This window comes from Pandoraea pulmonicola (assembly GCF_000815105.2).
GTDB classification, from domain to species: Bacteria; Pseudomonadota; Gammaproteobacteria; order Burkholderiales; family Burkholderiaceae; genus Pandoraea; species Pandoraea pulmonicola.
In genome coordinates this window covers 3,736,520-3,748,828 of the sequence record NZ_CP010310.2, presented here as the reverse complement: position 1 = coordinate 3,748,828, position 12,309 = coordinate 3,736,520, and the positions used below count along the sequence as shown (strand labels likewise).

The 12,309-nt window shown below is 67.6% G+C and carries 10 protein-coding genes; 7 read left to right on the top strand and 3 right to left on the bottom strand.

Annotation, left to right across the window (positions count from 1 at the left end):
- Nucleotides 1-3: 3 nt before the first annotated feature.
- From prpF to RO07_RS15980, 3 genes are all read left to right on the top strand, one after another.
- A complete protein-coding gene (gene prpF / locus RO07_RS15990) occupies nucleotides 4-1,194 on the top strand; it encodes a 2-methylaconitate cis-trans isomerase PrpF (RefSeq protein ID WP_039412299.1) in 1,191 nt (396 codons plus the stop codon).
- Nucleotides 1,195-1,389: 195 nt separating this feature from the next.
- Nucleotides 1,390-2,838, top strand: coding sequence for a bifunctional 2-methylcitrate dehydratase/aconitate hydratase (locus RO07_RS15985; protein WP_039412296.1), 1,449 nt, complete (start codon nucleotides 1,390-1,392; stop codon nucleotides 2,836-2,838).
- Nucleotides 2,839-2,869: 31 nt separating this feature from the next.
- Nucleotides 2,870-3,724 carry an aminoglycoside phosphotransferase family protein gene (locus tag RO07_RS15980; RefSeq protein ID WP_039412294.1) on the top strand — a complete coding sequence of 285 codons (855 nt, stop codon included), beginning with the start codon at nucleotides 2,870-2,872 and terminating at the stop codon, nucleotides 3,722-3,724.
- Between the two features lie 63 nt (nucleotides 3,725-3,787).
- Here RO07_RS15980 and RO07_RS15975 read toward each other — a convergent pair whose 3' ends face one another.
- Complete coding sequence (locus RO07_RS15975; protein ID WP_039412293.1) at nucleotides 3,788-4,939, bottom strand: glycerate kinase; 1,152 nt, start codon at nucleotides 4,937-4,939, stop codon at nucleotides 3,788-3,790.
- Nucleotides 4,940-5,404: 465 nt separating this feature from the next.
- Between RO07_RS15975 and RO07_RS15970 the strand changes: the two genes are divergently transcribed.
- The 4 genes from RO07_RS15970 to glpK all read left to right on the top strand — a co-directional run bounded on the left by RO07_RS15970 (nucleotide 5,405) and on the right by glpK (nucleotide 10,186).
- A complete protein-coding gene (locus RO07_RS15970) occupies nucleotides 5,405-5,941 on the top strand; it encodes a hypothetical protein (RefSeq protein ID WP_039412292.1) in 537 nt (178 codons plus the stop codon).
- Nucleotides 5,942-6,068: 127 nt separating this feature from the next.
- Entirely contained in the window at nucleotides 6,069-6,905 is an 837-nt protein-coding gene (locus RO07_RS15965) for a DeoR/GlpR family DNA-binding transcription regulator (protein WP_039415765.1), read from the top strand.
- A gap of 140 nt (nucleotides 6,906-7,045) precedes the next feature.
- Entirely contained in the window at nucleotides 7,046-8,620 is a 1,575-nt protein-coding gene (glpD, locus tag RO07_RS15960) for a glycerol-3-phosphate dehydrogenase (protein WP_418303688.1), read from the top strand.
- A 63-nt stretch (nucleotides 8,621-8,683) separates the two neighbouring features.
- Nucleotides 8,684-10,186 (top strand): glycerol kinase GlpK, encoded by a 1,503-nt coding sequence (gene glpK, locus RO07_RS15955; protein ID WP_039412290.1) that lies wholly within the window; start codon nucleotides 8,684-8,686, stop codon nucleotides 10,184-10,186.
- Nucleotides 10,187-10,964: 778 nt separating this feature from the next.
- Here the strand turns inward: glpK and RO07_RS15950 are convergent.
- Together RO07_RS15950 and RO07_RS15945 are read right to left on the bottom strand one after the other, a co-directional pair.
- A complete protein-coding gene (locus RO07_RS15950; RefSeq protein WP_039412288.1) occupies nucleotides 10,965-11,669 on the bottom strand; it encodes a fumarylacetoacetate hydrolase family protein in 705 nt (234 codons plus the stop codon).
- 91 nt (nucleotides 11,670-11,760) lie between these two features.
- Nucleotides 11,761-12,180, bottom strand: coding sequence for a VOC family protein (locus RO07_RS15945; RefSeq protein ID WP_039412286.1), 420 nt, complete (start codon nucleotides 12,178-12,180; stop codon nucleotides 11,761-11,763).
- Nucleotides 12,181-12,309 lie beyond the last annotated feature (129 nt).

Below are 12,309 nucleotides of genomic sequence, written 5' to 3'. Positions count from 1 at the left end.
GCGATGGCGCATCAGCCACAAATCCGCATTCCCGCTACGTATATGCGTGGCGGCACGAGCAAGGGCGTGTTCTTCCGTCTGCAGGATCTGCCCGAGGCCGCGCAGGCGCCGGGCGCCGCGCGCGACGCGCTGCTCATGCGCGTGATCGGCAGCCCCGATCCGTACGGCAAGCAGATCGACGGCATGGGCGGGGCCACGTCGAGCACGAGCAAGACGGTCATCATCGCGAAGAGCGAGCGGCCCGGACACGATGTGGACTACCTGTTCGGGCAGGTCTCCATCGACCAGAAGTTCGTCGACTGGAGCGGCAACTGCGGCAACCTGTCGGCGGCCGTCGGCCCGTTCGCGATCAGCGGCGGACTGGTCGACCCGGCGCGGGTGCCGCGCGACGGCGTGGCCGTCGTGCGCATCTGGCAGGCCAACATCGGCAAGACCATCGTTGCGCACGTGCCGATGACCGGCGGTGCGGTGCAGGAGACGGGGGACTTCGAACTCGACGGTGTGACATTCCCGGCCGCCGAAGTGCAGCTCGAATTCCTCGACCCGGCCGCCGAGGAAGACGGTGAGGGCGGCGCGATGTTCCCGACCGGCAATCTCGTCGACGATCTCGAAGTGCCCGGAGTGGGCACGTTCAAGGCGACGATGATCAACGCGGGCATTCCCACCATCTTCCTCAACGCCGAGGACATCGGCTACCGGGGCACCGAGTTGCAGGACGCGATCAACGGCGACCCCAAGGCGCTGGCGATGTTCGAGACGATCCGCGCGCACGGCGCCATTCGCATGGGGCTGATCAAGGACGTGTCCGAGGCGGCCACGCGTCAGCACACGCCGAAGGTGGCGTTCGTGGCGAAGCCGGCGAGCTATACCGCGTCGAGCGGCAAGGCCGTGAACGCCGGCGACATCGATCTGCTCGTGCGCGCGCTGTCGATGGGCAAGCTGCACCACGCGATGATGGGCACGGCGGCGGTGTGCATCGGGGCGGCGGCGTCGATTCCCGGCACGCTGGTCAATCTGGCGGCCGGCGGCGGCGCGCGCAACGCGGTGCGTTTCGGGCACCCGTCGGGCACGCTGCGCGTGGGGGCCGAAGCCCGTGAGGTCGACGGCGAATGGACCGTCACCAAGGCCATCATGAGCCGCAGCGCACGCGTGCTGATGGAAGGCTGGGTGCGGATTCCGGGCGACGCCTTCTGACGTCGTGACGTGGGCGCCGTCCACGCCGTACCGTGTGGGCCGCGTGGGCGGGGAGGGGCGAAGGTGGCGGCTGGCGAGCATGGCGCTCGCCAGCCGCTTATCATTGGAGCTTCCGGGAAAGCCGCGGCGCGCGGCCCGATGCCCGCAAGGCGATTGCGCGCCGGCGGTTTCCTTCAACGTCACTGGAGGCAGCCAATGTCCGCTGGCATCTCGAATGTGCGTCCCGCGCCCGACAAGGTTCTCACCGACATCGCCGACTACGTCCTCACCTATGAGATCCGCAGCGATCTCGCCTTCGACACCGCGCGCAACTGCCTGATCGATACGCTCGGGTGCGGCTTCGAAGCGCTGTCCTATCCCGCGTGCACCAAACTGCTCGGACCCATCGTGCCAGGCACGATCGTGCCCAACGGGGCGAAAGTCCCCGGGACGCCGTACCAGCTCGACCCGGTGCAGGCCGCGTTCAACCTCGGCGCCATGATTCGCTGGCTCGATTTCAACGACACCTGGCTCGCGGCGGAGTGGGGGCATCCGTCGGACAATCTCGGCGGCATCCTGATGACGGCGGACTGGCTCTCGCGCACGGCGGTGGCCGGCGGGCAGGCGCCGCTCACGATGCGCCACGTGCTCGGGGCGATGATCAAGGCGCACGAGATTCAGGGCTGTCTCGCGCTGGAGAATTCGTTCAACGAGGTGGGGCTCGATCACGTGGTGCTGGTGAAGGTCGCATCGACGGCCGTCGTCGGCGAAATGCTCGGCCTCACGCGCGACGAATTGATCGATGCCCTGTCGTTGGCTTTCGTCGACGGACAGAGTCTGCGCACCTATCGCCACGCGCCGAACACCGGCAGCCGCAAATCGTGGGCGGCCGGCGATGCGACGAGCCGTGCGGTGCGTCTCGCGCTGATGGCGCGCACCGGGGAGATGGGGTATCCGTCGGTGCTTACGGCAAAGACATGGGGCTTTTACGACGTGCTGTTCAAGGGCAGACCGTTCGCGTTCCAGCGCCCGTACGGGTCGTATGTCATGGAGAACGTGCTGTTCAAGATATCGTTTCCCGCCGAGTTTCATGCGCAGACCGCCGCCGAGGCGGCGATGACGCTGCACCGCCAAATGCAGGCGGCCGGGCGCGGCGCGCAGGACATCCGCTCGGTGACGATTCGCACGCACGCGGCGGCGATCCGGATCATCGACAAGCAGGGGCCGCTCGCGAATCCGGCCGATCGCGATCACTGCATTCAGTACATGGTGGCGGTGCCCTTGCTGTTCGGGCGCCTCACCGCGGCCGATTACGAGGACGACGTGGCTGCCGACCCGCGTATCGATGCGTTGCGCGCGAAGATCGCATGCGTGGAGGACCCGCGGTTCACGCGCGACTATCACGACCCCGACAAGCGTTCGATCGCCAACGGACTGACCGTCACGTTCAACGACGGCACGACGCTCGACGAAGTGCTCGTCGAATTCCCGATCGGCCACAAGCGGCGGCGCGCCGAGGGGATTCCGTTGCTCGTGGAGAAATTCCGCACCAACCTCGCGCGCCGTTTCGCGGCGAGGGCGCAGGCCCGTATCCTCGAAGTAGCGCTGGATCAGCAACGGCTCGAAGCGATGCCGGTGCATCGTTTCGTGGATTTGATGGTGTGATGTGCCGTCAGGGAGATCGCGTTTGTCTGCAATGACCTGGTTCGAACCCTACCTGGCGCGTTGGAGGCTGCGCGTCGACGGCGAGCCGTTCGCATCGAAGCATAGTCATCTTCTGCCGGTGCGTCGGAAGGGTGTCGCCGCGATGCTCAAGGTGTCGCACGAGAAGGAAGAGCGCGACGGCAGCGCGCTGATGGCGTGGTGGAACGGCGATGGCGCCGCGCCCGTGCTCGAACACGACGCCGAAGCGCTGCTGATGCTGCGCGCCGACGGGCGTGAAACGCTGGTCGAGATGTCCCGGCAGGGACGTGACGACGCCGCCACCGACATTCTGTGCGCGGTCGTCGCTCGTCTTCATCGGCCGCGCCGTGAGACGCTGCCGCCATTGCCACCACTGCCACCACTAATTCCGCTGACGGTACGGTTTTCATCGCTGCTGTCGAGCGCCGAGGGGCTGGGGCGTCCCTTCGTCCAATGTGCCGATGTCGCGCGGGCGCTTCTGGCGACGCCGCAGGATGTCATGGTGCTGCACGGCGACATCCATCATGGCAACGTGCTCGACTTCGGCGCGGCGGGGTGGCTGGCCATCGATCCGAAAGGCCTGTACGGCGAGCGCGGCTTCGACTATGCCAATCTGTTTTGCAATCCCGATGCGCAGAGTGCCCTGGCTCCGGGGGTGTTCGACCGGCGTGTCGAGCGCGTCGCGCGCATCGCTGGGCTGGCGCCCGAGCGGTTGCTGCGATGGGTCATGGCGTGGGCTGGGCTGTCCGCCGTGTGGATGCTGGAGGACGGGGACGAGGAGGACGGCGAAGAGGACGGCGAGGTGGGCGTGGCTGGCACCCTGAGCATCGCGAGACGGGCGGCGGCGTCGCTCGGAATCGAGATTTGACGCCGGGCTCGGGATGGGGCGGTGTGCTGCTGACGGATCAGCCGCACACCGCGCCGGCGGCGCTCAACCCTTGTGCGTGTAGCGCAGACGCGCCATCTGTTCGGCGCTGTCGGCGAGCAGCCCAGCGGCGTCGGCGATGGCCTTCTCCAGCGTGGTCGGGCCGAACGTCAACGAGAAGCAGCCCGAAAACACACGCGAGAGGCTGTCCAGCGCACTACGGTCGATGGCGCCCGAGAGCAGCGACGCCGTTGCCCCCGCCTTGATCGCGACCTGTGCGGCGATCATCGGCGTCTTGCCGGACAGCGTCTGACCGTCGCTGCGGCCTTCGCCGGTGATGAGCCAGTCCGCCCCTTCCACCGCTTGCGGCAGGCCGACGCGTTCGGCCACCACTTCCGCGCCCGAGCGGAACCGCGCGCCGAGCAGATGCAGCGCGAAGCCCAGACCGCCCGCGGCGCCGGCGCCCGCGCGGCTGGCGGCTTCATTGGCGTTGAAGGCGCGATGCGCGTGGCCGGCGAAATGCGCGATGGCACGGTCGAGCGGCTCGACCTGCGCTTCGCTCACGCCCTTTTGCGGCCCGAAGATCGCCGTCGCGCCTTGCGCGCCGTTGAGCGGGTTGTTCACGTCGGACATCGCGATCAGTTCGCAATCCTTGAGGCGGGCGTCGAGCCCGTTCAGATCGATCGACGCCACGCGATGCAGCGCGGCCGGCACCGGCGGGACGACTTCGCCGGCCTCGTCGAGCAGGCGGGCGCCGAGCCCGACGAGCAGCCCCGCGCCGCCGTCGTTCGTGCTGCTGCCGCCCAGGCCGATGAGCACGCGGCGCGCACCCGTGTCGAGCAGCGCGCGCAGCAACTCGCCCAGGCCCACGGTCGAGCGTTCGGCGACCGGCGTCTGCATGCCCACCGGGTCGGTGATGCTCACGACGTTGGCGCTCTCCAGCACGCCCGTGCCGTCCGGCATGACGCCGTACTCGGCCGTCACCGACGCCTGCCCCGCACCGCGCACCGACAGCGGCACGCGCCGTCCGCCGGCGGAGAGCAGGGCGTCGAGCGTGCCTTCGCCGCCATCGGCCATCGGGCGCAGACGCAGATCGGCGTCCGGCAGCACGCGGGCGATGCCCGAGGCGATGGCGCGCGCCACTTCGGGCGCGCTCAGCGAACCTTTGAACGAATCGGGAGCGATGACGATGATCGGAGCTTGCACATTGCTGGACATGGCAATCGGGACTGTCGCAAAAATGGGTTGGCAGGATTCACTGGCGCATCCTGCCCGCCGGTCTCGGCGTCATCGCTTGTGGCGGACCGGCCGCACGGAAGTTCTTTCCGGACGACGGCAGGGCGGGAGCGTGTGTCGGCTCGCAGCGGGGTCGGGCGCGAGGCGTCGCGGCGCAGTGTGACAGAAACCAGCAATATACGCGATTGGGGCCAGCGCGCATTGCGCGAATTGCCATGCCGGGAATAACACTAGTAAGATGAGCGCCCGAAAGGACGAGACGTTTCAGAACAAGACGGTGCGAGCGGCGGCCTGACAGGGATGCGTGCAAGACATCCTGCGGCTGCCAGCCATCCCGCGCCGTGACCAGATACCAGGTTGTCGCTTCCGACGTGCTGCCCGGGGCCGGCTTCGGCGCATGGCAGCTATCGCGCGTGCGGCGACTCTTTGCGAGCGTGGAGCCGGGGCATGAAGCGGGGCACAAAGCCAGAGATAAAGCGAGACAGTCCGCAGGACATCGGGCGCCGGAGGGCGCCGGGGAGCACGAAGGCGGGCACGGCGCGGGTCGTCGTCGCCACGAGTCTGGCAGCCGCCGTGTTGCTGGCCGGTTGCGCACAGACGCTGCCCGCTGTCTCGCATGACGATCCTCCCGTGGGCAGTGTTGCCGACATTGCACCGGAAAATGTAAAAGTCGAGACGTTGCCGGCCTACCGCGACACCGCGGAAGATGCGCGCTCCAATGGCGCCGTCTGGCAGGGTTCGTCGAAGAAGACGCTCGCGCGCGTGAGCGCCTGCACGGCGAAGCTGTGGAAGAAGCAACTGCCGTATGCGCGGCTCGATCGCGCGAAAGCCGGCGCCGGCCAGACCCTGCAACTCTCCTCCGGCGACGATGGCGTGCTCGCCATCCTCGAACTCACGCCGCGCAAGCCCGGCAGCGAAGGCTCGCTCTATCTCGGCTCGACGGGGCCGCAGTCGCTGGCCGACGCGGTGCGCCAGTGCCTGTAAGGTCGTAGGGGCGCACCGAGCCGTCGTGGCGCGGGCGATGTCCCGCGGCGGCGCCCGACAGGGGCGCGGTATCATGGCGGCGAACGTGCGGCCGGCCCGGGCGCACGAAGGTCTTCTCTGCGCACCGATGTCCTCTACCGATTCCGCTGAAGTTTCCGATGTCTCCGAAGCCCTCGCCGAAGGCGGGCCGGACGCCGGGCAGACGTCGCTCAATCCGCGCCAGCAGGCACTGTTCGACGCGGTGCGGCGCGACGGTTTCCTGACCGTCGACGAGCTCGCCGTCCGCTTCGAAGTCACCCCGCAGACGATCCGGCGCGATATCAATTCGCTCGCGGAACGCAAGTGGGTGCGGCGATACCACGGCGGCGTCGGGTTGCCGGGCGGCGCGGAAAACGAAGCGTACGACGCCCGCCAGACGCAGCTCGCCGACGAGAAGCGCCGCATTGCCGCCTGTCTCGCCGAACAGATCCCCGATCATGCCTCGCTCTTCATCAACCTGGGCACGACCACCGAGGCGGTGGCGCGCGCGCTGTCGCGTCATCGCGGCCTGCGCGTGATCACCAACAACCTCCACGTGGCCGCCATGATGAGCGGCTATGCCGACGCCGAAGTGATCATCACGGGCGGCGTCGTGCGCGCCCGCGATCAAGGCGTGACGGGCGAAGCCACGCTCGACTTCATCCGGCAGTTCAAGGTCGACTTCGGCATCGTCGGCATCTCCGCCATCGACGCCGACGGCACGCTGCGCGATTTCGACTATCGCGAGGTCCGCGTGGCGGAAGCGATCATTGCCCATTCGCGCACGGTGTTTCTCGCCGCGGATCACAGCAAGTTCGGCCGCCCGGCGCTGGTGCGCCTCGGCCACCTGTCGCAGATCGATGCACTTTTCACCGACCGACCGGTGCCCGAAAGCATGGCGCAGGTAATCGCCGAGGCGGGCACCCAGGTGCATATCGCCGAGTGACGCCCTCGGCATTCGGCGTGTCTTGTCATGCGCGAATTCGAACTTCGAAGAGCGACATCTGTTAGAATTCGAGCGCCAAAGTTCGGAAACGAACATTTTTGTGAGCATTCACGAACATTGGCCACCCTATTCGAATTTCGATGACGCTCATGATCCGGGAGCCGCACGTGCCGACAGCCGCCCAACCGCCATCCGACAATCGCCTCGCACCGTACGACCTGCTGGTCGTCGGTGGCGGCATCAACGGCACGGGGATCGCGCGCGACGCTGCCGGTCGCGGCCTGCGTGTGTTGCTCGTCGAGCAGGACGATCTGGCCTCGCACACGTCGTCGGCCAGCACCAAGCTGATTCACGGCGGCCTGCGCTATCTCGAGTACTACGAGTTCGGTCTGGTGCGCAAGGCATTGCAGGAACGCGAGGTGTTGCTGCGCGCGGCGCCCCACATCATGTGGCCGTTGCGCTTCGTCATGCCGCACATGCCGAATCTGCGTCCGGCGTGGCTCATTCGCGCCGGCCTGTTCCTCTACGATCATCTCGCCCGCCGCGAGATCCTGCCGGGCTCGCGCGGCATCGATCTGCGCCGCCATCCGGCCGGCGCGCCGCTGCGCCGCGATCTGCAGCGCGGCTTCGTGTATTCCGATGGCTGGGTGCAGGACGCGCGCCTGGTCGTGCTCAACGCGCAGGACGCCGCCGAGCGCGGCGCGACGATCCTCACCCGCACGCGCCTTGCCGGCGCCGAGCGCGGCGAACAGCTGTGGACGGCCACGCTCGAGACGACCGATGGCGCGCAACCCCGTATGCAGACCGTGCGCGCGCGTGCCGTCGTCAACGCGGCGGGGCCGTGGGTCGGCCATCTGCTGGGCGACGTGCTGCATCAGCACTCGACGCACCGCATCCGCAACGTCAAGGGCAGCCACATCGTCACGCGCAAGCTGTTCGATCACGATCACGCCTACATCTTCCAGAACCCGGACAAGCGCATCATCTTCGCGATTCCGTACGAACGCGAATTCACGCTGATCGGTACGACCGACGTCGAATACGGCGGCGACCCCGCGCAGGTCGCCATCAACGACGACGAGATCGCCTACCTGTGCAAGTCCGCGAGCGACTACTTCACGCAATCGATCACGCCTGCCGACGTCGTGTGGACCTACGCGGGCGTGCGTCCGCTGATGGAAGAGGAAGTCGCCAATCCGTCGGCGGTCACGCGCGACTACAAACTCGAACTCGACGCGGCGCCCAAGCGCGCGCCGCTGCTCTCGGTGTTCGGCGGCAAGATCACGACATACCGGCGTCTGGCCGAAGAGGCGATGTCGCATCTGCGCGCTCCACTCGGTTTCACGCATGGCGACTGGACCGCGGGCGCCGCGCTGCCGGGGGGCGACATGGCCGAACCCGATGCCGGCGTCTTCGAGGCGTCGCTGCGGGCGCAACTGCCGTGGCTGCCGGCAACGCTGGCGCATCGCTACGCGCGCACCTACGGCACGCGCACACATGTGCTCGTGGACGACGCGAGATCGCTCGAAGATCTGGGCGAGCGCGTATGCGGCGATCTTTACGAGGCCGAGCTGCGCTATCTTGTGAAGTACGAATGGGCGCGCACGGCGCAGGACGTGCTATGGCGTCGCACCAAGCTCGGTCTGCACGTCGGACCGGAAGGCGAGGCGGGCGTGCAGCAGTGGTTTGCGCGGCATATGGAAGCGGCCGCCTGAGGCGACGAGCGCGCAAAAAGACTCGCCGGACAACTCGCACGAAAACCATAGGAGACGGGCGCAATGGCAGCAGGCGCATACATCCTCGCGTTCGATCAGGGAACGACGAGCTCGCGGGCATTGCTGTTCGACCGCGACGGCCGCGTCGTATCGACCGCGCAGAAAGAGTTTCGCCAGATCTATCCGCATCCGGGCTGGGTCGAGCACGATCCACGCGAAATCTGGGCGACGCAGGCCGGCGTGGCTGCCGAGGCGCTCACGCACGCCAGTGTGGCGGGCAGCGACATCGCCGCCATCGGCATCACGAATCAACGCGAGACGACCGTCGTCTGGGATCGCCGCACGGGCGAGCCGGTCTATAACGCCATCGTTTGGCAGGACCGCCGCACGGCGGACTTCTGCGACCGTCTGCGCGCGAACGGATCGGAGGCGCTCATTGCGGACCGCACCGGTCTGCGCGTCGACGCTTACTTCTCCGGCAGCAAGATCCGCTGGATCCTCGATAACGTTGCAGGCGCGCGCGAGGCGGCGCTGGCGGGTCATCTCGCGTTCGGCACCGTCGACAGCTGGCTCGTCTGGCATCTGAGCGGCGGCAAGCTGCATGTGACGGACGTCTCGAACGCGTCGCGCACCATGCTGTTCAACATCCACACGCTTGCCTGGGACGACGAACTCCTCGCGCTGCTCGGCGTGCCGCGCAGCATGTTGCCCGAGGTGCGCTCGTCGAGCGAGGTGTATGGGCACACGGCCACGCCGCTGTTCTCGGCGCCGGTGCCGATCGCCGGCATCGCGGGCGACCAGCAGGCGGCGCTTTTCGGGCAGATGTGCCTGTCGCCGGGCATGGTGAAGAACACCTACGGCACCGGATGTTTCATGGTGATGAACACGGGCGACAAGCCGCAGGTGTCGAGCCACAATCTGCTCACGACCGTGGCGTGGAAGATCGGCGAGCGGGTCGATTACGCGCTCGAAGGCAGCATCTTCATCGGCGGCGCCGTCGTGCAGTGGTTGCGCGACGGTCTGGGCATCATCCGCCATTCGCGCGACGTCGAAGCCCTCGCCACGAGCGTGCCCGACTCGGACGGCGTGGTGCTGGTGCCGGCGTTCGCCGGCCTTGGCGCACCGCACTGGCAGCCGCATGCGCGCGGCACGCTGTTCGGTGCAACGCGCGGCACGACGGCCGCGCATGTCGCGCGGGCAGCCCTCGACAGCATCGCCTTCCAGACGCTCGACGTGCTGCGTGCGATGGAGGCCGACGCCGGTATGCGCGTATCGGAACTGCGCGTCGATGGCGGTGCGGCGGCGAACGACCTGCTCATGCAGTGGCAGGCGGACCTGTTGGGCGCCGACGTCGTCCGACCGAAGGTGATCGAGACGACGGCCGCGGGCGCCGCCTACCTCGCCGGGCTCGCCGTGGGTTTTTGGCCGGATATCGACACGCTGCAGCGGCAGTGGCAGTTACAGCATCGCTTCTCGCGCGAGCTGCCGGAAAGCGAAGTGACGCGCGCGGTCGCTGCCTGGCAGCGTGCGGTGCGCGCCGCGAAGGTGTGGGCGGAAGACGCCTGACGCATTCGCTGACCGGGATGGGACGGGGTGCGGCACCTTAGCGCATCGCCCGTCCCGGCGCGACGTGGCGGCGATCGCCGAGCGCGTCGTGCCGGCGGTGCCGCCAGCTTGCGCAGCGCTCGCGTGGATGCCGGCGGGCGGACTTGGCCGGGCTCGCCGGCGCGAGCGAGCGGACGCAGGGACTCAGGGCGCAAGGCCCGGTGCGGCGCATTTGCATGATCCCCTCCCCGAAAATTCCCCATCGTCCGGCCGTTATGGTTCAGAGGTGCAATCCGCCCGCGTCCGGGACGCTCCCGGCGAAGGATCGGCATCGGGCGTGCCGGGGCCATGTGGCGTGCATGGCGTAATTCCCGAGGCGGTCGACCTTGGCGAAGAGACTTCCCCGGAAGCGGACGGCTTGCCTTCACGTCAATGCGAGAAGCATGCCAGTCGCCGCAACCCGTTGAATCGACAAGGAAGTTCAGGAAGGCGAAACGGGGCGCCGCCAAGCGCCCGACGAAAAGTGTTTCAGGAATGAAAGACGTTGCGGCGTGAGGGCTCGGGCAAGGCGGCAGTCTGCGCGATGGCAAAGGAGGGCGCGTCGCCCTGCGCGCGACGCGCCCGTCGCGGCGGAGCGTGCCGCGGGATCGCGGCAGGCGCGACGATTGCCGTGATGGCAAATTAGGCACGGCACTTGACATCCAATGCCGGCGGGCTTCGACGCCGGCGGCGAGCGACTTATGCAGAGGGTTATCAACAGTAGTTGTGGATATCCTCGCCGCCGGGCCCGCGAGCGATTTCAGGCCGCCGGTTTCGGACCCATGGTGAAGGCGATCTCGCCGACGCCGGCCACACCCGCGGTGACCTTGTCACCGGGCTCGAGCGCGCCGACGCCGGCGGGCGTGCCGGTGAAGATGAGATCGCAGGGGGCGAGCCTCACGCTGCGCGAGATCTCCGCGATCAGATCGGGCACCGACCAGATCAACTCGTTGAGATCGCCGGTCTGGCGATTCTCGCCGTTCACGTCGAGCCACACGCGGCCTTCGGCGGGATGCCCGACCTCGGCCACGGCATGGAGCGGGCCGCACGGCGCCGATGCATCGAACGCCTTGCCCCAGTCCCATGGACGGCGCGTGTCCTTCGCCTGCTGTTGCAGGTCGCGGCGCGTGAGGTCGACGCCCACGCCATAGCCCCATACCAGCGACAAGGCCTGCGAGGCGTCGACGTTTTCGCCGCCCGCCCCGATGGCCACCACCAGCTCGATCTCGTGATGCAGCTCGCTCGTGAGCGGCGGATAGGGCAGCGTGCCCTGCGCCGCCACGACGGCGTCGGCCGGCTTCATGAAGAAGAACGGCGGTTCGCGATCGGGGTTGCTGCCCATCTCGCGTGCGTGCGCGGCATAGTTGCGGCCGACGCAGAACACGCGGCGAACGGGGAATCGGGCATCGCTGCCGGCAATGGCGACCGACGCTTGCGGCGGGGCCGAAATAACGAATTGGCTCATGAGAGGACTCTCGGGGAAAACAAAAATACGACGAAACGAAACCTCGAGGGGACAAGGGCGGCGTGCGGCTCGCGCGAGCCCACCATCGCGACTACTTGGCGAAGACCTGCGACATATCGGCAAACGCTTTGAATTCCAGCGCATTGCCGGCCGGATCGTAAAAGAACAGCGTCGCTTGCTCGCCGACCTGCCCGGCAAAGCGAATGTGCGGCTCGATCACGAAGCGGGTGCCGGCGGTGCGCAGACGTTCGGCCAGTGCATGCCAAGCGGGCATATCAAGGATAACGCCGAAATGCGGCACGGGAACCTCGTCGCCGTCCACCGGATTCGTGATACGTTTGCCGGCTTCGTCGGGCGACAGATGCGCGACCAACTGGTGGCCGAAGAAATCGAAGTCGATCCAGTGATCCGAACTGCGACCTTCGGCGCAACCCATCACGCCGCCGTAGAAGCGACGGGCCGCTTCGAGGTCGTCGACGGGAAAGGCGAGATGAAAGAGCGGTGTAGCCATCGGGGACTCCGGTGCAATGTGAGGATGAACGAACGTCGTGCCGCCCGGCTGGGGCCGCGACATTTTCTCGACGGGGCGCGGGGGCATCGCCGTTTTGCGGTAGATTCTATCCATCGATAAAAATAATCA

What these genes read in the sequence shown, in the direction of transcription:
- prpF (WP_039412299.1), top strand. Translation starts at nt 4, where the DNA reads ATGGCGCATCAGCCACAAATCCGCATTCCCGCTACGTATATGCGTGGC.
- RO07_RS15985 (WP_039412296.1), top strand. Translation starts at nt 1,390, where the DNA reads ATGTCCGCTGGCATCTCGAATGTGCGTCCCGCGCCCGACAAGGTTCTC.
- RO07_RS15980 (WP_039412294.1), top strand. Translation starts at nt 2,870, where the DNA reads ATGACCTGGTTCGAACCCTACCTGGCGCGTTGGAGGCTGCGCGTCGAC.
- RO07_RS15975 (WP_039412293.1), bottom strand. Translation starts at nt 4,939, where the DNA reads ATGTCCAGCAATGTGCAAGCTCCGATCATCGTCATCGCTCCCGATTCG.
- RO07_RS15970 (WP_039412292.1), top strand. Translation starts at nt 5,405, where the DNA reads ATGAAGCGGGGCACAAAGCCAGAGATAAAGCGAGACAGTCCGCAGGAC.
- RO07_RS15965 (WP_039415765.1), top strand. Translation starts at nt 6,069, where the DNA reads ATGTCCTCTACCGATTCCGCTGAAGTTTCCGATGTCTCCGAAGCCCTC.
- glpD (WP_418303688.1), top strand. Translation starts at nt 7,046, where the DNA reads ATGACGCTCATGATCCGGGAGCCGCACGTGCCGACAGCCGCCCAACCG.
- glpK (WP_039412290.1), top strand. Translation starts at nt 8,684, where the DNA reads ATGGCAGCAGGCGCATACATCCTCGCGTTCGATCAGGGAACGACGAGC.
- RO07_RS15950 (WP_039412288.1), bottom strand. Translation starts at nt 11,669, where the DNA reads ATGAGCCAATTCGTTATTTCGGCCCCGCCGCAAGCGTCGGTCGCCATT.
- RO07_RS15945 (WP_039412286.1), bottom strand. Translation starts at nt 12,180, where the DNA reads ATGGCTACACCGCTCTTTCATCTCGCCTTTCCCGTCGACGACCTCGAA.